Annotated in this window: 14 protein-coding genes; 6 read left to right on the forward strand and 8 right to left on the reverse strand. The window is 51.4% G+C overall.

From position 1 onward, the window contains the following. Position 1 precedes the first annotated feature (1 nt). The 3 genes from LZ463_RS22735 to LZ463_RS22745 are packed head-to-tail and all read left to right on the forward strand — an operon-like array spanning position 2 to position 3,230. Positions 2–904 carry a GDP-mannose 4,6-dehydratase gene (locus LZ463_RS22735; RefSeq protein ID WP_241458582.1) on the forward strand — a complete coding sequence of 301 codons (903 nt, stop codon included), beginning with the start codon at positions 2–4 and terminating at the stop codon, positions 902–904. Beyond that, positions 901–2,094, forward strand: coding sequence for a glycosyltransferase family 4 protein (locus LZ463_RS22740; RefSeq protein ID WP_241458583.1), 1,194 nt, complete (start codon positions 901–903; stop codon positions 2,092–2,094). The genes LZ463_RS22735 and LZ463_RS22740 overlap by 4 nt, the downstream gene beginning before the upstream one ends. 11 nt (positions 2,095–2,105) lie before the next feature. Continuing rightward, positions 2,106–3,230, forward strand: a complete 1,125-nt coding sequence (locus LZ463_RS22745) for a glycosyltransferase family 4 protein (protein WP_241458584.1) — start codon at positions 2,106–2,108, stop codon at positions 3,228–3,230. A 13-nt stretch (positions 3,231–3,243) separates the two neighbouring features. Here the strand turns inward: LZ463_RS22745 and LZ463_RS22750 are convergent, their stop codons facing one another. The 3 genes from LZ463_RS22750 to LZ463_RS22760 are packed head-to-tail and all read right to left on the reverse strand — an operon-like array spanning position 3,244 to position 6,757. Further along, a complete protein-coding gene (locus tag LZ463_RS22750; RefSeq protein ID WP_241458585.1) occupies positions 3,244–4,488 on the reverse strand; it encodes an ABC transporter ATP-binding protein in 1,245 nt (414 codons plus the stop codon). Further along, complete coding sequence (locus LZ463_RS22755; RefSeq protein ID WP_241458586.1) at positions 4,485–5,279, reverse strand: ABC transporter permease; 795 nt, start codon at positions 5,277–5,279, stop codon at positions 4,485–4,487. The genes LZ463_RS22750 and LZ463_RS22755 overlap by 4 nt, the downstream gene beginning before the upstream one ends. Before the next feature lie 23 nt (positions 5,280–5,302). Beyond that, the gene (locus LZ463_RS22760) at positions 5,303–6,757 is read right to left on the reverse strand and encodes a mannose-1-phosphate guanylyltransferase/mannose-6-phosphate isomerase (protein WP_241458587.1); all 1,455 of its coding nucleotides are present in this window, start codon (positions 6,755–6,757) and stop codon (positions 5,303–5,305) included. Between the two features lie 334 nt (positions 6,758–7,091). Between LZ463_RS22760 and LZ463_RS22765 the strand changes: the two genes are divergently transcribed. Together LZ463_RS22765 and LZ463_RS22770 are read left to right on the forward strand one after the other, a co-directional pair. Next, a complete protein-coding gene (locus tag LZ463_RS22765; RefSeq protein WP_241458588.1) occupies positions 7,092–8,366 on the forward strand; it encodes a class I SAM-dependent methyltransferase in 1,275 nt (424 codons plus the stop codon). 1 nt (position 8,367) lies between these two features. Further along, positions 8,368–11,742 carry a glycosyltransferase gene (locus LZ463_RS22770; RefSeq protein ID WP_241458589.1) on the forward strand — a complete coding sequence of 1,125 codons (3,375 nt, stop codon included), beginning with the start codon at positions 8,368–8,370 and terminating at the stop codon, positions 11,740–11,742. Positions 11,743–11,792: 50 nt separating this feature from the next. On the opposite strand, the gene LZ463_RS22775 is transcribed toward LZ463_RS22770, so the two are convergent. From LZ463_RS22775 to LZ463_RS22795, 5 genes are all read right to left on the reverse strand, one after another. Continuing rightward, on the reverse strand, positions 11,793–12,767 hold the full coding sequence (locus LZ463_RS22775; protein ID WP_241458590.1) for a hypothetical protein: 975 nt from the start codon (positions 12,765–12,767) through the stop codon (positions 11,793–11,795). A gap of 12 nt (positions 12,768–12,779) precedes the next feature. Further along, positions 12,780–14,303 carry an MBOAT family O-acyltransferase gene (locus LZ463_RS22780; protein WP_241458591.1) on the reverse strand — a complete coding sequence of 508 codons (1,524 nt, stop codon included), beginning with the start codon at positions 14,301–14,303 and terminating at the stop codon, positions 12,780–12,782. 39 nt (positions 14,304–14,342) lie between these two features. Beyond that, entirely contained in the window at positions 14,343–15,152 is an 810-nt protein-coding gene (locus tag LZ463_RS22785; RefSeq protein WP_241458592.1) for a Crp/Fnr family transcriptional regulator, read from the reverse strand. 369 nt (positions 15,153–15,521) lie between these two features. Then, complete coding sequence (locus LZ463_RS22790) at positions 15,522–16,760, reverse strand: tetratricopeptide repeat protein (RefSeq protein ID WP_241458593.1); 1,239 nt, start codon at positions 16,758–16,760, stop codon at positions 15,522–15,524. After that, complete coding sequence (locus tag LZ463_RS22795; RefSeq protein WP_241458594.1) at positions 16,757–18,649, reverse strand: CHASE2 domain-containing protein; 1,893 nt, start codon at positions 18,647–18,649, stop codon at positions 16,757–16,759. The genes LZ463_RS22790 and LZ463_RS22795 overlap by 4 nt, the downstream gene beginning before the upstream one ends. Before the next feature lie 418 nt (positions 18,650–19,067). On the opposite strand from LZ463_RS22795, the gene LZ463_RS22800 reads away from it, so the two are divergent. Next, positions 19,068–20,438: a FecR family protein gene (locus tag LZ463_RS22800; protein ID WP_241458595.1), complete on the forward strand. Its 1,371-nt coding sequence runs from the start codon at positions 19,068–19,070 to the stop codon at positions 20,436–20,438. Positions 20,439–20,972: the final 534 nt, after the last annotated feature.

Here is a 20,972-nt window from a genome sequence, read left to right on the forward strand (position 1 = left end):
CATGTCAACCACTCCGCGTGCGCTGATAACGGGAATCAAAGGCTTCACAGGACGTTATCTGGCGCAAGATCTGACGCTGACAGGATACCGGGTTTTTGGTACTACCCATGGTGCAGAAACCCAGGCGGTTGATCATATTGCAGTTGATCTGTGTGACAAGCAGGCTTTGCGTGAAATGCTGCAACAGGTGCAGCCTGATGTGGTGGCGCACTTGGCGGCGATTTCTTCTGTCACGCATGGCAACGTAGATGAGATTTATCGCGTCAACATCATGGGAACCCGCAATCTGCTTGAAGGCCTGGCAGCGCTGGACAAAAAACCCCGTGCTGTGCTAATCGCCAGTAGTGCCAATATCTACGGCAACACCCGTACAGAAGTGATTGCCGAGACTGAGCCCGCCATGCCGGCCAATGACTATGCCGTCAGCAAACTGGCGGTGGAGCATATGGCGCGTCTGTGGATGGACAAGTTGCCGATTATAGTGACGCGGCCCTTCAATTACACCGGTGTTGGTCAGACCGATAACTTCTTGCTGCCAAAAATCATCAGTCACTACCGCCGCAAGGCCAGTGATATTGAATTAGGCAATCTTGATGTCGCTCGTGATTTTTCGGATGTGCGTACTGTCTGCCAGGCTTATGTGCGTTTACTGGAGTTGGCGCCGGCTGGCCAGACTTTCAATATCTGTTCAGGTAATGCGTATAGCCTGCGCTCGGTCTTGCAGATGGCCAGTGAACTTGCCGGATATGAAATCAGGGTACACGTCAACCCGGCTTTTGTACGTGCGAATGAAGTGCATAAACTGATGGGCGATGGTAGCCGTTTGCGCGCATGCATAGGTGAGCTACCACAGATACCACTGCGTGACACGCTGGCCTGGATGCTGCAGAAGGACGCTGCGTGAACATCGTTCTCTCCATAGAAGCCATACGTCCGCCATTGGCAGGCATAGGGCGCTATGCATGGGAACTGGCAACCCGCCTGCCAGCGCAGACAGGTATTGATACCGTGCGCTATCTGTCGGATGGTTTCTGGCGCGAGTTACCACATTTGGAACACATTTCAACCAAACCGGGTTTACCAACACTGGCAAAAAAATCGGCAGCTCCGGTCAGGCTCGGCTACAAAGACAGGTTGCGTCAGCAATTGGGGCGCTTACAGGTTTTCTCCACCCTGTATGGAAAATTGCTGCCAGTGATAGCTGGGCACAGATTGAATGGTGTCCGCGACGCCCTTTTCCACAGCCCGAATTATTTTGTCCCTGAGTCGCATATGCCCAGCCTGGTGACGATACATGACTTGTCGGTCTATCGTTATCCGCAATGGCACCCCAAGTCCAGGGTGACACGCATGCGTGCCACCATACCGAAAGCGGTGCAGCGTGCCAGACTGGTGATTACCGACTCTCTGGCGACGCGCCAGGAGGTGATACAGGAATTCAGTTTGCGCGACGACCAGGTCGTCGCCATCCCGCTCGGGGTGGATGAAGTCTTTCATCCTTATCCAAAGGATGAAATTACCCCCGTCCTTGATCTGTTTGGTTTGCGCCCTGGCGAATACAGTTTCTTCGTGTCGACCCTGGAACCACGTAAAAACCTCAGGCATCTGCTGGCCGCTTACCGTGCCTTGCCGGCACAAATGCGCCAACGTTGGCCGTTGGTGCTGGTTGGTGGTGAAGGCTGGCAGAGCAGCGATATCCATGACGATGTGATGAAAGCCCAGGGTGAAGGCTGGCTGAAATACTTTGGTTATGTTGATCAGCAGTTCCTGCCGGTCCTGTTTGCCGGTTGCCGCCTGTTCGTCTATCCATCCTGGTACGAAGGTTTTGGCCTGCCTATAGCCGAAGCCATGGCCAGTGGTGTCCCCGTGCTTACCTCGAATTCATCATCCATGCCTGAAGTTGCAGGTGGTGCCGCCATGCTTGTGGACCCGGCTGACGTGGATTCCATATGCCATGGCCTGCAAAAGGCGCTGGAAGATGATGCATGGCGTACCGTGGCCATCGAACGCGGGCTGCAGCGTGCGGCAGAACTGACATGGGATGCTTGTGTGCGCAACACGGTTGCCGCCTACCAAATCGTGAAAACGGGATAAGGGCGCGTACAGTGAAAATTCTGCACTTCTACCGCACTTATTATCCCGATACCTTTGGTGGTGTTGAGCAGGTGATACGCCAGATGGCTGTGGGTACCACGCGTCTGGGTGTACAGAATGAAGTGCTGACACTGACACGTGAGCAGGGGCGACCCCAGATTGAGTTCGAGGGGCATAAGGTACACCGGGCGCATCTGAATTTTGAAATTGCCTCCACTGGCTTTTCCTGGTCTGCATTGTCACGCTTCATGGAGCTGGCCGGACAGGCAGACGTGGTGCATTACCATTTCCCCTGGCCCTTCATGGATATTGCGCATTTTCTGGGACGTATCAAGAAACCCAGTGTCGTCACCTATCATTCAGATATTGTCAGGCAGAAGTACCTGTTGAAGCTGTATGCACCGCTCAAGCACCAGTTCTTGCGTGACGTGGATCGCATCATCGCTACCTCGCCGAATTACCTGGCGACCAGTCCGACGCTGGAAATCTACAAAGACAAGACGGAAGTCATCACTTACGGACTGGACAAAAGCATTTATCCGGTTCCGACGGATGAGTTACTGGCTCACTGGCGCTCGAAAGTCGGCGATCATTTCTTTTTGTTTGTCGGCATGCTCCGTTACTACAAAGGCTTGCATATTCTGCTGGAAGCAGCGGCTGGTACGGATATTCCTATTGTGATCGTTGGTGATGGTCCCGAAGAAATTGAACTGAAACGGCAGGCGGAAAACCTGAAGCTGAAAAATGTACATTTCCTGGGTGCCTTGCCTGAACCGGACAAGGTGGCCCTGCTGACGCTGTGCTATGCACTGGCTTTCCCTTCACATTTGCGTTCGGAAGCATTTGGCATCTCTTTGCTGGAAGGGGCCATGTTCGGCAAGCCCATGATTTCCAGTGAGATCGGTACCGGGACGACTTATATCAATGTGGCTGGTCAGACTGGCCTGGTGGTGCCGCCCAGCGATCCGGCTGCATTCAGGCAGGCGATGGAGTATCTGCTGGCGCATCCGGCAGAAGCGGCTGACATGGGCGAAAGAGCGCAGCAGCGTTATTACGATTTGTTCACGGCTGATAAAATGGCGAGCAATTATGCCCGCCTGTACCAACAAGTGATGGAGCAGCACAGGCACGCTTGATACTGCCCCATTGTTATGCTGCCGTTATTTTCCGGATATTGAACTCGCCGCGCAGCCAGTTGCTGCCGATGAATTCTGGCTGGTCGACATTGATGACGTCAAACACCAGCAGATTGTCCGACCATTCATAATTTTCTTCCAGATGCGTCTTTGCCTTGGTCAGTGCGGTTGTCACTGAATAGGAACCTGGTCCCAGCGGGCATTCAAACGGCAACACAAATTCCAGCGCATCACCCTGGCGTAAATTATTCTGCACCTGCTTGGTGTACCAGGTATTGCTGCCCCAGATGACGCTACCCTGTTTGTCCCTTAGCATCAACCCCAGTACCAGTTCAGGGATATCGGCGCGTAGCTGGACTTCGGCAACCAGTTTGATTCTTTGCCCCACCTGGGCAGCCGCCAATATCTGGTCACTGTCCTGGTCGCGCAGCGTCAGTCTGCTGACAGTGGCCATGCCTGTGCCAGAGCGGGTTTGCAGCCAGCCTTGTTCATTGCGATGCTGCTCCACCTTGAAGTTTTCATTTTCCTTGCGGGCGATCATGGCATTGTAGAAATCCACGACTTCATCCGGTGCGCCCTGCTTGAGTACGCAACCCTTGTCAATCAGGATCACATGATCACAAAGACTGCGCACATCACCCATGCTATGGGTCACCAGAATGATGGAAGTGCCCTGCTCCTTGAACTGACGTATGCGGTCAAAGCTGCGGTGCTGGAAATAACTGTCACCAACTGACAGGATTTCATCGACAATCAATACATCCGGGCGTACCGCGGTAGCTACGGCAAAAGCCAGGCGTGCCTGCATGCCGCTGGAGTACACGCGCAAGGGTTGATCAAAGAAGGTGCCGATTTCAGCAAAGCTTTCTATGCCCGGCATCAATGCATCGAGTTGCTCGCCGCTCAGTCCCATCAGGCCGCCGGCCATATAGGCATTTTGCCTGCCAGAGAATTCGGGATTGAAGCCCAGGCCCAGTTCCAGCATGGCACTGATGCGGCCGCTGACGGCGATATGGCCAGTGGTTGGCCGCACGGTGCCTGTGATCATTTTTAACAGGGTACTTTTGCCCGCACCATTCTGGCCGATGATAGCTACTGCCTGGCCCGCCGGCACGGTGAAACTGATGTCGCGGTTAGCCCAGTATTCATACGCAGGTTTGACGGGCAGGCCCGCCCAGTACATCAGGCGTGACAGCAGGCCGCCGAATTTGGCATAGCATTTCCCGACACTGGCAACATTCAATACAGTTTGACTCATAGTGCATCCACCAGATCTGCGCTGGCACGCCGGAAAATCCAGAAAGAAAATACAAACAGTCCCGATGAAACCAGCGTAGGAATCAGTAACGAGGAGATATTCGGCAAAGTGCCATACAGCAAGGCATTTTGATAAATTCTGACAAGAGGCATCATGGGATTGAGTTTCAAAATGGCCGCGAAACGTGGTGGCATGCTATCGATCAGGTAAACCACAGGGGTGAACCAGAACCATAGTTGCAGGACTATGCCCATGACCTGGCCGACGTCGCGTGAAAATACGTTCAGCAAACCAAGTATGATGCCCAGGCCAAAGGCAAAGAGTACGATCAGGATCATGCCCAAGGGCAGTACCAGCCATGCCAGTGTCGGCAAATGTCCGAAGAACAGAAACACTACTGCAATCGCCGCCAGCAACAGCAGGTGATTGATCAGGGCGCTGCCGCCTACAATCAAGGGCAGACACAACCTTGGAAAAGAAATCTTCTTCAGGGTATTTGAATAGTCAATGAATACCGTGGTGCTGCGGTTGATGATTTCGGCAAACAGGCCCCAGGCTGCCATACCTGCCATCAGGTAGATGGCATATGCAGCCTTGTTGTCGATATTGGCTATTTTGGTGACCAGCACTTCTGACAGGACAACAGCAAAAATCGTGGCCTGGGCCAGCGGGTTCAGGATCATCCACAAGGCCCCCAGTTTGCTGCGAGCAAAGCGGCCAGCAAACTCGGCACGTATGGATGACCAGATGAAGTGACGATACTGCCACAGGGAGAGTAGTACAGCTTTCAAAACTTTGCTTTCTTTAGCAGGGATTAACCTGCGACACGACCATAGATATCATCGAAACGGACAATATCATCTTCACCAAGATAGGTGCCGGACTGAACCTCGATCAATTCAAGATCGGATTCACCAGGATTTTCCAGTCTGTGCTTCACGCCCAGCGGAATATAGGTGGATTGATTGGCAACCAGGGTCATGACTTCTTCACCACGGGTTACCAGGGCGGTGCCGCTGACGACGATCCAGTGTTCGGCACGGTGATGATGCATTTGCATGGACAAGCGGCCACCGGGTTTGACGACGATGCGCTTGACCTGGAAGTGCTCACCGCTGTCGACAGAATCATAATGTCCCCAGGGGCGGTACACCTTGCGGTGATTATCTGTCTGCGTATAGTTTTCGTCTTTCAGGCGGGTGACTACGCGCTTGATGTTCTGTGTGTTGGCCTTGTTGGTGACCAGTACCGCGTCCGGCGTTTCGACTACGATCACGTCTTCCAGGCCCAGGCAGGCAACCAGGCGGCTGTCGGCGATGACCAGGCAATTGCGTGAATCTTCCAGCAGGACGTCACCATGAGCACTATTGCCATTGCCATCCTTGTCCGAAACCTGCCAGACGGCGTCCCAGGCGCCAACATCTGACCAGCCAGCGTTCAAAGGTACGACATAGCCAGGAATATTGAGCGTCGTGTCCTTGGTCAGTTTTTCCATGACGGCATAGTCAATGGAATCAGATGGGCAGGACAGGAAGGCCTCTTTGTCTACCCGCACAAAATCACAGTCTACCGCGGCATTTTGCATTGCTGTCTGACAGGCGGCATACATCGCCGGATGAAAATGCTGTATGGCTTTGAGCCAGGTGCTGGCGCGCATCATGAAGATGCCGCTATTCCACAGATGGCGCCCACCATCAAGATATTGCTGGGCGACTTCAAGTACTGGTTTTTCGACAAATGCCTGCAGTTCTAGGACTTGCTGACCGGGGAGTGCATCACCGGTCTGTATATAGCCGTAGCCGGTCTCTGGCCGGTCAGGGACGATACCAAAGGTCACCATGGCGCCATCAAGCGCCTGCTGCAAACCATGTTGTATGGCTTGATGAAAACCTGGCTTGTCATTGATGACATGGTCTGCCGGCATGACCAGCAGGACTGCATCGTTGTCATCTGCTGCTGCGGCCAGGGCCGCCAATGTCAGTGCAGGCGCCGTATTGCGACCGCTGGGCTCAAGCAGCAGGCTGCAGTCATGAAAACCGGCGACACGCAGTTGCTCGGCCGTGATAAAACGATATTCTTCATTGCAGACAACGATCATCTTTTGTGCAACGTCTGCACTGCCTTTAAAGTCCCTGACGCGGGTTGCGGTCGCTTGCAGCATGGTTTCTTCGCCTACCAGTGCAAGTAATTGTTTGGGATGTTTTTCGCGCGACAGCGGCCACAGGCGCGTCCCGGAACCTCCGGAAAGTATAACTGGCTGTAATAACATGAATCACTTTCTGATTGTCAAAAAGGCAAATATTTAAAATATCAATATTATATGGTGGCGCAAAATTCCCTATGCAAGATCAGTCCAGATGTGCGTTAGCCTTGAATAGGCTAAACTTGCAAAATCTGAATCATGGAGCCGTGGCTGAGCCAGATGTGCGGGGCCGGGTTATCCATTTTCGTCAGATCGTCCTGCCGGCTGACGGAATGTCACAGGAAACTTGTTAGTGTCGATAATTTCGTCGCAGTTTACATCATCATTTATACTTCTACCCTTTTTTGCGGTTTAAAAACTGATAATTTGCCGCTAATTATGAATAAAACTTCGAAATTATATGGCGATACAGAAAAAATCTGAGTACGAAGAGCAGCAACTAAGGGAAAAGGCAAATGTGCTATTGCAGAATAGTGGATATACCGCTCCAGCGGCGAAACCTGCAGCTGCAACGCTTGCAGAACCGGATACGGCAAGTGAAATAGTGACAGAAACAAACCCGCCCCAGCCTGCTCCCTTGAGCCTGAGGCAAAGATTGCGTGCGATACCAGGGCTTGGTTATGCGCTGTCCTGGTTTAAGGCATTGTTACTTTTGCCACGCACACGTATTGAAATCGCAGATTTACGGGCGCAATTGCATCATCAGAATCTGTTGATCGCCACCCACAAGGAATTTACTGACGAGCACAGTCGGCGAATTCATCAACTGGAATCTGAAAAGCTCGCTTTGCGACTGGCGCAGTATGATGCGCTTGATATCGGCAAACGCCTGATGGAACTTGATCGTTTATACATAGGTCGTCAGTTGCGTTCATTGAATCTGATGATGCGCACCCAGCTCCAGAGTGGCGTACAACACCAGCAAAACCCGCTGCAGCCTGCTGACAATCCGGCGAGTGCGACGCTTGTTTCGCCTGCACCAGTGCCAGCCAAAGTGACACATCACTTTGACCAGGATCAGTTTTATCTTGAATTTGAAGCCTTGTTCCGTGGGACACGCGAAGATATCAAGCAGCGCCTGAACGTGTATTTGCCGTATTTGTCGCACATTAGCAAACAACCCAGGGATGAGCGCAAGATGGTGATCGATGTCGGCTGCGGTCGGGGCGAATGGCTGGAATTGCTTGATGAGCAGGGCATACCGGCCTTGGGCGTGGACATGAATGTTTCCATGGTCAATGCCTGTCTGGACCGGGGCTTGTTGGTGCGTCATGCTGATGCAATCGCCTATCTGCGCGAGCAACCTGCGGGCAGTATCGGTGCAGTAACCGGTTTCCAGATCATAGAACACCTGCCGTTCGAGCAATTGATCGCCCTGTTTGATGCGGCTTTGCATGCGCTATGCCCTGGTGGCGTCATTATTTTTGAAACGCCCAATCCGGAAAACCTGAAAGTCGGCGCTTGTAATTTCTATTTTGATCCTACTCATCTGAACCCGATTGTTCCGCAAGTGGCCGAGTTCATGGCGCGTCAGCGCGGGTTTTCGCAAGCCGAGATTTTGCGCCTGCATCCCTACCCGGATGACCATCTGCTCAAAGGCGGCAGTGAAGTCGAGGCGCTGCTCAACAAGGAGCTGTTCGGTGCCCAGGATTATGCAGTGATAGGTCGTAAATAAGATGCAGATACATCAATTCAGCCCTTCCTGTGGCAGGGGCGACGGCGTCAGCAATGGCATGTTTTTTACCCGCACCCTGTTAAGGGAAATGGGTTTCGACTCCAGCATCTATTGCGACCTGGTACAGGATGAAGTGCGTGATGAAGTCTTGCACATGAGCCAGCTGAACCTCGCTGATGGCGATATTCTGCTGGTACACCATAGCCTTGGTTATGAAAACTGTGCCTGGTTCAATGACATCAGGGCGCGCAAGGTGTTGGTCTATCACAATATAACGCCGCCACAATTTTTGCCGGACAATGGTTTGCCTGAACTGAGTATGCTTGGCACAAAACAGCTGGCTTTGTGGGCCGGGGATTTTCAAGCTGCCATCGGGGATTCCGAGCTCAACAGTAAAGAATTGCGTGCCGCCCGCTATGCCCATGTCGCGACCATTCCTTTGCTGGTGGATGTGACGCGCTGGCAGCAGCAAAGCTGCAATCCCGTATTGATGAACAACTTGCGCGGTGCGCACAATATTCTGTTTGTCGGGCGTTTGTGCGAGCACAAGCACCAGTTGCAATTGCTTGATATGTTCGAGGTATTGCGTCATCTGTCGCGTCAGCCGGTCAGGCTGATACTGGCCGGCGGCGTTACCAGCCTGCCTTACGAACAGCAAGTGCGCGAACGCATACATCAGCTGAAACTTGAAGATCAGGTCTTGATGACGGGTAAAATCTCTGACACGGATCTGATTACTTTATATCGTAGTGCAGATGCCTATGTCAGCCTGAGTGAGCATGAGGGTTTTGGCATGCCTTTGATTGAAGCCATGCTGCACGATGTGCCGGTCATTGCCAGGGCGACAGAGGGTGTCAGCGCTACCATGGGTGGCGCAGGCATATTGCTTGACGCTGACGTCAGTCCGGCGACCTGTGCTGCGCATGTGCAGATGTTGCTGACTGAACCGGCCCTGCGTCGCCGCACCATTGCCGCACAAAGAGAAAACGTACAGCGTTTTTCACGCCAGCATATCAAGGCTGCGCTGCAAGATTTTTTGCAGAGTATGGGCGTGCAAGTGCCACATGCCGTCGATGTGACAGCCCAGGCCACAGATATACAGACGGTACGCTGGCAAATGGAAGGTCCATTTGATTCCAGCTATAGCCTGGCAATCGTCAACCGTGAACTGGCGTTGGCCCTGAAGGCAAAAGAAGGTGCCGCACCGCTGGCTTTGCGCAGTCGTGAAGGGCATGGTGATTTCCCTACGTCGGCAGAATTTTTATCGGCCAATCCAGAGATCGCTGCCATGCAGGAGGTGATGCAGCAAGCAACCAGTTTGCCTGACGTGGTGCTGCGCAACTGTTATCCACCCACGCTTGATGACATGCAGACCAGGGTGCGGGTAGTACATTCTTATGGATGGGAAGAAACCGGTTTCCCTGCCGAATTTGTCAACGAATTCAACCGCAAGCTGGACCTGATTCTGGTCGTGTCTCGCTTTGTTGGCAAGGTCTTACGCGACAGCGGTGTGCGCGTGCCGATTGCTGCTGTCGGCAATGGTGTTGATCACCTGCTCAGGGTTGCCGCTGGCACAGTACCGGCCAGGTTATTGTCAGGTTTGAAGACATATCGATTCCTGCATGTTTCTTCCTGCTTCCCGCGCAAGGGAGCAGACGCCTTGCTGGCCGCTTATGGTCAGGCATTCCGCGATAGGGATGATGTCAGCCTGGTCATCAAGACCTTTCCCAATCCGCATAATGATGTGGAACAGCAACTGGCGCGCTTGCAGGCTGCTGATGCAGATTTCCCGCATGTACAGATCATCATGGATGATTATGACCAGGCGCAGATGCGCGCCCTGTATGAAGCCTGCCATGCAGTTGTGGCGCCCAGCCGTGGTGAAGGTTTTGGTTTACCCGTGGCGGAAGCCATGCTGCTGAAATTGCCGGTGATTGCTACTGCCTGGAGCGGGCAGATGGATTTTTGTGATGACAGTAAAGTCTGGCTATGCGATTACCGTTTTGCCAAGTCGACATCACATTTCAGTGCTACCCATTCTGCCTGGGCAGACCCGGATATTGACCATCTGGCGTTGCTAATGAAAGAAGTTCACGGAAGTACACCTGAGGTGATTACCGCCAGGACAGCAAAGGCCTATCGCTTTATTTCCGAAAACTATGCCTGGACCAATGTGGCAGACAGGAGTATGCAGGCAATCGCCGCACTTGAACAACAGCCTTTGCTGCGCAAAGAGCCACGTATAGGCTGGATCAGCAGCTGGAATGCGCGCTGTGGTATCGCTTCTTATTCTGCATTTCTGACAGCGGGCATGCCGCGTGAGCGGCTGGTGTATCTCAGCAGTCATATTTCTGAGCGTACGGCGCGCGATGCTGGCAATGTTGTCCGTAGCTGGGAGGCTAGCATGGATGAGACATTAGACTACGCGTATCTGGAAATTGAAGAACAAAAGCTCGACGCGATTGTTATTCAATACAATTTTGGTTTCTTTTCCCTGGCGACACTGGCACGCCTGATCAGGCGTCTAAAAGCAGATCAAAAAGCGGTATACGTATTTTTTCATTCGACAGCTGATATACAGCGCGACGACAATTTGATTTCACTGGCCAGTATTGCGGAAGAATTGCAACTGGCAGACCGCCTGTTCGTACATGGTATAGATGACATGAACAGGCTCAAGGGGTTTGGCGTACAAGATAATCTGGTGTTTTTCCCTCAGGGGCTGATGCCAACACTAGACAATGCGTCGAGCAGGCTCGACAGTGGGCAATTGCAACGCCTGACGGGCAAGAAAGTGATCGCTGCCTATGGTTTTTTGTTGCCGCATAAGGGCATACAGGCTTTGATCAATGCCTTTGCGCTATTACCCAAAGAGCTGGGACCTTATCACTTGTTGCTGGTGACTTCCCTGTATCCGGTTGGTTTGTCTGAAGGTGAATACCATCTTTGCCGCAAGTTAGTGAATGACCTGGGTCTGGCAGATCATGTGACCTTCCTGTCCGATTACTTGACTGATGAAGAGAGTCAGTCCTGGCTGCAACAGGCTGACCTGATTGTCTATCCCTACCAGCAAACACAGGAGTCATCCAGTGCTGCCGTACGCATGGGGCTGGCATCGGCGCGTCCTGTGGCGGTGACACCTTTGTCGATTTTTGATGATGTCAAAGATGCCGTACATGTACTGCCAGGGACAGATGCCGCAGCGATTGCGGAAGGAATACTGGCGATTTTAAATAGTCCTCAGGCGCTACAGGAGAAGACCATTCAGGCAAAAGCCTGGACAGCTACCAGACAATGGCCAGCCTTGTCGCAACGTCTGCTCAATACCATAGACGGGATTGCCAATTCTCTTGATATGGATATTGGCCGCCTGTAAAGCTGCCAAGCGTTTTGTGGCAGGTAACAGCCGGTGTTCCGACTGGCATGTTAATTGCCGCAGGCGGTTTTATCCCTGGTCTTTAATAATGCAATCAAGCTGGCTGTATGCTTGTCGCGTGCCCAGTCTTGCAGGTGGTGATCAGTATCAAAGAACAGGTTGACGGGATACATGAAGTCCCTGGGTTTTCCCAAGTATTCTATACCGAGCTTGCCCAGTCTTTGTGGCAGCTGGGCATAGAACGCCCGGTCTTCCGGGTTTGCATCGTACTTGTTGTGATGAAGCAGGACGGTGGGTACGGCGATCAGGCAGATTTGATTTGCCCTGGCCCATTGAGCATAGGCAGCCATACTGCTCCAGCCGCCGGTTTCTGTATTGGCACGATGGGCGTAATCCCAGGCTTTGCTTGCCTGGACGGCGGCAATATCTGCTGGCGTACGTTCTGCCGGGCTGGAATGCGTCTGATCCCCGCGTGCATCCAGATGATGGGCGCCGTAAGTGCCACTGGTTACCGGACCATCAGGAAGATGGCGCAAACCATGCAGCAGGCGGTCAGCACCCAAGCCAGCAGCAAACCTCAGTTGCTCGGTGCGTGGCAGACTGCGCCAGTAATCAAGATCGCGCGCCATCACATAGTCGATGATTTGCGAGTTAGCTTTGCCATCATCGAGATACAAAGCGTATTCCATGGGCATCAGGATGATATCGCCAGGTTTTGCCAGGCGACGTGATACATCAAGTATATATGGCAGCCCCAGTCCTGCGTTGACACCGAGATTGATGACGGGCTTGTGCCAGTAATCTTCCAGCATGCCTGAATTGATGCCGAACAGGGCATTTGATCCGGCGACGATCAGGACACGTGGGCCCGCACTCCGTTGAGCTGCCTGGATTTTATGCTGATAGGCATCGAATACCCAGCGTGAACTGGCGGTGGGGGCACCCAACTGATATTTGATGCCGATGATCCATGCCAGCGACAGGGTCAGAAATGCGCCAGTCATGCCGAGCCAGAATTTTTTCATCTTCCCGACCGCTCAAAAATTAAAATACAGGAATTCTGTTGCCGGCCTGACTGCCATCCATTTCAGCGCAAACCAGAAGCAGACACCTGCCAGTATGCCCAGCCGTAATTGCCGTGACGGTGCAATCTTGCTGACAGCAACATTGGGCGCTGGATCATAAGACAGCAATTCATTGGTATTGGGCAGTGCCCAGACGATGATCAGGCCCGTTGTTATCCATATCCAGCCTGCATCCGGACCCGTGCCGAGCATGCTTTCAAGTACCTGCGCCATCGATTGCCAGGGGATCGATGGCAGGTGTGTACCTGACAAGGGGTGCAGCAAGGCGGTGTACATATGGGAAGCACTGCCCAGGTCGCTTGCCCTGAACAAGACCCAGGCGAAAGCCACGAGAATGAAGGTGAACGCTATACTGATGATACTTGGCAGTTTGTCCCACAGCCTGTTTAACGCAGGACGGGCCTGCAAGCAATGATGCCAGAAATGATTGAGCAGCAGCATGCTGCCGTGAACAGCCCCCCACAGGAAGAAATTCCAGCCTGCTCCGTGCCAGACTCCGGCCAGCAACATGGTCAGCCACAGATTGCGATAACGTCTGACCTGACCATGGCGATTGCCACCCAGGGGAATATATAGGTAGTCTCGCAAGAAACTCGATAGTGTCATATGCCAGCGCCGCCAGAAATCGATGACGGACGTCGCTTTGTAGGGTGAGAAAAAATTGACAGGCAATTTAAATCCAAACATCAGCGCCAGACCTATCGCCATATCTGAATAAGCCGAAAAATCAAAATATAGTTGCAGACTGTAAGCCAGCATGGCTTGCCAGGCAGCTTCTCCACCTGGCACGGTTTGCCTGGCCAGTTCAAATACCGGGCTGGCGTAGCGGGACATGCTGTCGGCCAGTATGGTTTTTTTGAACAGGCCCAGCGCCAGGAAGCAGAAACCGGTGATCAGTGCTTCCTTTTGCGCAAACAGTGGATTGGCATCACCCCGCGTTTGTGCGATCAAAGGCTTGTGATGGACAATGGGGCCGGCGATCAGTTGCGGGAAGAAGGATACGAAGAACAGGTAATCAAGGGCATTATGTCTTTGTACATGACCGCGCCGACAATCGACCAGATAGGCGATCTTCTGGAAGGTGACAAAGGAGATGGCCAGTGGCAAGACAATGGGATCAATAGGCGTTGCCGTGCCAAACAAGGCAAACAGATTTGACGCCAGGAAATAGGTGTACTTGAAGCCACCTAGTACCAGCAGATTAAAACTGACACCCGCTTTAAGCCACAGGCCTGCCTGCTTGTCCTGAACCGATTCTCTGGCTTTGAGTATGCGCCCGCCAAGCCAGAAGTTGATGCTGATCGATGTCAGCAATACCGCCAGATAGCGCACATCCCAGACCGCATAAAAGACCAGTGAAGCCAATACCAGCCAGCTCAAGGCAGTTCTTAAACCGATATTCTTTTTGAGCAAGAACCAGACTGCCAGCGTGACGGGCAAAAAAACAAACAGAAAGGCAAAGGAATTGAATAGCATGGTGAGCTGATAGTCGCAGCTTACATTTCGCAGCCGGAATCAGACACCATTGCCCAGAGCCAGTTTTTCCAGTTCTTCGGGTTTGCGTATGATCAGGCGATGCAGGTCTTTTTCGACGATGCCTTGCTGGGCCAGATGCAAAAGCGCACGGGTCACAGTCTCGCGACTGGTATTGATCATCATGGCGATGTCCTGATGCGTAGGCAGGTTTTCAATCACGACCAGATTGCCTGGCATGGTTTTCTGGAACAGGGCAATAAAAGCATAAATCCTGCGTGAGGTGTTGCTGATGCTGAGCAGGGCCCGGAATTCTGAGTCGCGCTGGATTTTTTCCGCCAGATGGCGCAGCATCATGTTTGCCATCGCCGGTGAATGTGAAAACAGATGTAGCGCAGTAGCGCTGGGCAGAAACGCTACCAGCACATTGCTTAATGCCACCACTGAGGCTGACCTGGGTGTGCCGTTGATGATGGCAATTTCACCAAAGAAATCACCTTCCTTGAGCATGCGCAAGCCGATGGCGCGGCCATCTTCCGTGACGTCGACGACTTGTAACTGCCCGGTCAATAAAAACAGCAGGCTGTCACCGATGCCGCCTTTTTGCAAAACGACATCGCGTTTATTGAAGTGACGTACACGTACATCGGCTTTGACCTTGGCCATGTCTTCATCGCTCAATCCCATTAACAAGGGGATATTGCGCAAATTAACGGTGATCTGATTGACCTTGACCTGAACCTTGGTCTGGATGGGAATGTTTAATTGTAATTGTCCGGGCAAGGGAGGGGCTGCCTCAGCACTGGGGCCCTTGCTATGTATAACAGCGACTTCACTATTTGATACTGTCATTGGTCAATCCAATTTTGAAGACCGGTGCTGGCGGCTCTGGGCCCCGATGGCCGGTCATTCGTTTTCAACATTTTCTGCGTCAAGCGTAGATGGTGACGATAAGGCGCAAACTCAAATCATTTGTCGGGCCATCAAATAATTTGATGTGATCTGAGCCAAATGTCGCTATTTTCACCGATTTTCGGTTTCCTCATCGATTTTTTGCAAAAAGCAGGCCTGCATGATTTGATCATCTGGGGAATAAACCGCTCATGATAACCAACATTTCAAGTATTTTCTGCTGAAAATTAAGTGTCAGTACTTACTGACTTGACAGGGGTGCCACTCAGAGCAGGCCTTTGATAAAGGTAGCGCACTTTGATGTTTCGCTTAAAAATTTTGCCATTGCCAGCTTAATTGCAAGGTCTTGCCATTGTATTCAAGGATTGAAATATTTTCTCTGTTCCTGATTTTGCGGATTTCCAGTTGCAGTGTTTGTCTGTCATTAATGTACCAGTTCAGTGCTGCCCTGATGGTCTGTATATTTTGCCGCCTGGCGACATTGATCAGTGTCGGTGAGTAAATTTGCGCGCTTTGCCAGATCTGATGACTCCAGCCCAGGTCCAGTTCAGTTCTGTCATATAACTGGCGTTTGAAATTCAGGTTGCCATAATAGCCTTCCCTGTTACCCCCCTGACGATCAGAGTGGGCACGGTCTGCCATGTAGGCCAGGCTCCCCTGAAGAAGGAATTTCTCAGATTCGTAAGATGCCAGGCCACGCAGTTCCACTGTATGCGCATCAAAATTACTCAAGGTTGGATACTGCACAACGGTCAGGCCTGTGATTGCACCAAAATGCCAGGGACTTCCTTTGGGTGATGGTACGCCAAGGCGCAGCTGGAAAATCTCCTGTTTCTGGTAAAGGTGTCCGCCGAGGGTCAGCATACTGATCAGGCCGGTCCCCTTGACGCTGTATTCATCGGCGTACCAGGTGTGTTCAAGTCCGGCAGCCGCTGCCATGGTATTGAACGAAGTAAGGGCATCATAGGCGCGTACGCGCAGTTGTGCAAAACCTGTGGTGCCATCCCTGGCCAGTTCACGCGAGATATTGGCTGACAAGCTTGCGTAACGATCCGACTTTGGTTGATATTCGGGTAAAAGTTGCAGTTGCTGCTGTTCGGTACCGCTGCCCAGGGTAAAGAAAGGATTGCTGGCACCCTGGTTGACATTGGTGTCATAGCCAAATTCCATGCTTACTGACACATGTTTTTCTGGTGCACGTACATTGCATTCTTTGGGTTGCAGCAACTCTAGTTTGCGCAATTCGTCTGGCGAAAGCGGCAGGCTTTGCTTCATCCGTTGGAAAAGTTTGTCTGCCTCAGCCTTGTTGCCCAGCTCACACTGCAGCATCGCCAGTTCCAGCCAGGCGCCGCCGTGTTGAGGCGTTTTTTCTATCAGGGTGGCAAGCATGGCTTTGGCATCATCATGACGTTTTTCGCTGATGGCTTTTAAGGCGCCGATGTAGAGGGCTTCACCTTCTTCCGCATTCTCTGCTCTGGCAGGAGCACTTCCCAACAACAATAGTGCCAGCAATGGGAGTATATATTTCAGATTCTGCTTACTTCTCATGCGGAAACCTCGACCGTATAAATCGTGGTCGGTTTTTCCTTGCCTTTTAACAGGCGTTCACCAAGCGGCTCAAACACATGCCGTTGTGAGTTATCGACAGTTCCTTTGCCAATAATGATATCGTGCGGGAAGTGACGTGCGGCATCTTCCAGGCGTGAAGCTGTATTGACGCTATCGCCTACCGCAGTATAAATGCTGCGGAAAGAACTGCCAAAATCTCCTGCAATGGCGATGCCACTTTCTATGCCGATTCGAACTCTAATCTTTTTTCTCCCTTGTTCTTCGTATTGGGCGCTTAATTTTCTGACGTTCTTCACAATCTCTATTGCTGCATCAACGGCCAGGTCAGCATGATTTTCTACCGGTAATGGCGCTCCCCAAAATGCGACCAGGCCATCACCGGTATATTTATCCAGTGTGCCACCTTTTTCCAGTACCGGCGCGGTCAGACACTCCAGAAATTCTCGCGTCAGACTGGCTGCTGTTTCCATCGACAGATTTTCCACCTGGCTGGTGTAACCTTCCATGTCTGCAATCAGCGTCGTCACATGCAGTTCACGCGGGGCTAACGGGTCCTTCAGATCACTGCGTAATAATTCCTGTACGACGGCTTTGGCCACATATTGTTGCAGCGTTCCCAGCAATCTGCGTGACTTGCGCTGGGTGGTTTGCCAACCAAATGGTACAGCAACTGCCAATAGGAAAAAGTTGGCTATCAAGGGGCTGACAGGGGAAAACCACATGTCATGATCAACAACCTGATAGGCCAGCAACACCCAGGCCCCTGATGCCAGCAGCAGCATCAGGGTATTTGCCAAAGCCGAAAAACGAGGAAACATGAACACTGCCATGCCTGCCGTCAGCAGGCTAAAGACGATGGCAATCCATTTCCCTGGCCATTTTATATACTGACGGCCTTCTAGTTCGTCCAGCATGGTAGTCAGTGCCTGCGCATGTACCAGAAAGCCACTGGTCGAATGCCCCAAAGGCGTCGGTACACGGTCAGCCAGGCTTAACGACGACGAACCTATGATTACAAACTTGCCGCGCAAAGACTCTTGCGGCACCCTGTCTTGCAGAACATGGACTGCCGGAACCACTTCATAGGACGACAGTGTGCGGCTGTATTCCACTCTTGAAAAGCCGTTTTCATCGACATCTGAAAAGCGGCTATTGTGCATCTGCAATTTGTCCTGGGGCAGCTTTGCACAACATTTAAGCAATGCCCGCGAAAGCCCATCATAAATTTTGTCGTTAAAACGTGTCAGAACCGGAATTCTTCGTAAAGTTCCATCACCATCCGGTACAAAGCCGATATTGCCGACAAAGCGTGCGTTACCCAGACCAGCGTGGTTGGCAATATAACCTGTTGCTATGGCGTACGCCTCTGGATGTTCCCCCATAAGTTGATCAGCTAATGTACCGCCTGCCAGTTCACCGTTTTGAGGCGGGGTTACTCTATTCTTCTTTTCAAAGGCGAAGGCTTGCGCCAGCACGATGGGCCCATGGGCTGCCAGCATGGCCAGCCTTTGATCACCAATGGTATCTTTAGGTTCTTCAAAGTAAATATCAAGCGCCACGCCGCGCACATCAAACTCAACAATCAATTTCTCGATCAAATCGGCAATGCGTGTTCGTGGCCAAGGGGCTGCGCCAAGTTTGGCGATGCTGTCATCATCAATATCAATCAGGGCCAGGCGCTCTTCATGCTGGTCCTGGGCATGAATTTTTATGTAACGGTCACGTAACCATTCATCACCGGGAAAAAGCCGGTGACTCTCGGGCAACCATTGATTCATTGCGCACAATCCGACTGCCGATATGGCAATCAGTAACCATAACAGGGTCTTGCCATAAGTACGCAATAGATTTCCGAATGCGAGCCTCATGATTGTGTAATAAGATTTGTTGAATTAATCACAAGGCAAAGGAGGGGGTAATTGAAGTCTGTTAAGTCAAAAACACTGTTCGGCTGCATGATAATCTGAATCATTTGAGAAATGTATATCTATTTATGCAGGCCGGTATCCGAATATTTTTGCGGCAAACGCAATGCTCGGACGGGGTATGCAGTCAGTCTGCGCAGGCGGGTGGCTATCAAAGGTACGCTTATCTGTAATAATCCTTCTGTATCAATGGCTTAGTGAAAAACTGTTATAGTAGCGGGAAATTGTAAATTGTGATGGCCGTCACAATATTTTTTGCATATCAGTGGATAATGAGCAAAGGTCAGGGTGATATACGCCGGAGCAATGTGCGCCCGGGTGAAAGACTTTGCCGCCATTTTGTGGCAAGTAAGGAAGAAATATGAAGAATGCAACAGATAATTTGCTCAGGCAGATTGCCAAATGGGGTCTGGCATTTTTGCTGCTTGCCCCGGTCATGGCTTTTGCAGATGATGCTGCGAAAGTGACAGCTATCTGGGGTAAAGTTGAGATCAATGGCAAGGCTGCCATTGTTGACAGCATGGTGGCAGAAGGGGGGAGCATCAAGACTGGTGCTGATGGTTATATCTATCTCAAAACCGTTGATGACGGCTTGCTCATTGTGCGACCCAATAGTGAAGCGCGTATTGTCAGTTACCATGTGGACGCAAAAAATCCGACAAACACCCGCATCAAGCTGGAGTTATTGTCCGGTGTTGCACGTAGCGTTTCTGGCAATGCTGTTAAAATGGCAAGGCAGAATTTCCGCTTCAATACGCCTGTCGCGGCAATTGGTGTGCGCGGTACGGATTTCACCGTTTTTGCCAACCAGGAGACAACCAGGGTCGTGGTAGTTGAGGGTGGTGTAGTGGTCAGTGCTTTCGAAGGGGCTTGCTCGCCTCAAGGTGCAGGTCCTTGTGAAGGGTTGACTACTGCCGAATTATTTGCTCGCCAGCAAGGTCTGTTGTTGCAAATCAATAAAGGTCAAAACAAACCTCAGTTAGTGCAGTCAGCTCCAGGCCTGACACCGGATGCAGTAGCGCCACCACGGGCGGATGAGCCGGGTACTAAATCGTCACTGACTCATGCATCGTCAAATGTTGTCGTGCCGACAGCAATTGATCCTAATCTTGATCCCAATAAGGTTGGTGGTGTCAAGCAGACTCTGGCGTCAAATACATCCAGTACGAACAAACCTTCAACTGGCACGGGTGGTACTAGCACACCGGAATTGGCGAATACAATAATCTGGGGACGCTGGTTTGAGCTTTTTGGCCAGAAGGCAAATGTGGACATCAGCAAGCAGGATCAAAATCATGCGATAGCGCGCGGAACCAATGCTTACTTTACGATTTTCCAGGCACAAAACACCGAATGGCAAGTACCAACGACTGGAACCATGGGGTTTGCCCTGAAGGACAGTCAGGCGGTTGTGCTTGATAATGTCAAGAATCTGGAATCTGCCGCAAAGCTGGAAAATGCCAGGCTGCAGCTGGATTTTGCAAAGGCAACATTTACGACAGGTTTTGACCTGATTACCGGGAATGAGCGATTTGCCCTGCAAGGTCAGGGAACGGTAACCAGCAATGGCGTGTTGTATGGTGCCAATCAATATGTGCCAGCACAGAATATGTCTGTACAAGGTGTAGTCACTGCGGAAAAGGGGGGTACCGCAGGATATATCTTCCAGTCTAAATTAAATGAGGCTGGTACCCGTATGGTGTATGGAGTAACCAACTGGGGTAAACAGTAACCCAGGATGCCGACTTGATCAGCGTGTGGAAAAGGGCTTCGCAAGAAGCCCTTTTTTATTTGTGGCACAACCAGCAATTTGTTTTTTTGGGGGGCTAGCTTATAAAACACCCTGAGAATGTTCAAGCTTTGTGCGTGTCGGCTAATGTCGCGTGATACCTGAAAATGCCGTTGCTGGCAATACTAAAGTATATAAATGGTTTGGTAATTTCTTGTAACGAAATATTCATTTTGGTTTACCGGTGGGTAAGTCGTATAATTGTAGGTTGGCAAAGTCATATCTAGGCTTTTCATTTGGAAGCTGATTCTGCAGAACAAATGAAAAATCTTGGAATAGCAAAGCCAAATGTTGTTAAGTGTTGCTTTTTTTTGAAAATGTGATTTCGGTCACATCTTCGATTGGGTGCATCTGCGATTATCTGCTTGCCGTAACGCGAGTAGGTGCCTAAAAAGCAAGCTTCGCACTTTTTAAATCATAAATTAGGAGTTCTAAATGGCTAATACAGCTGCTGATATCCAAAAGCTTTACATTGCA

Origin of the sequence: Undibacterium paludis, assembly GCF_022568815.1 — a bacterium.
Taxonomy (GTDB): domain Bacteria; phylum Pseudomonadota; class Gammaproteobacteria; order Burkholderiales; family Burkholderiaceae_D; genus Undibacterium.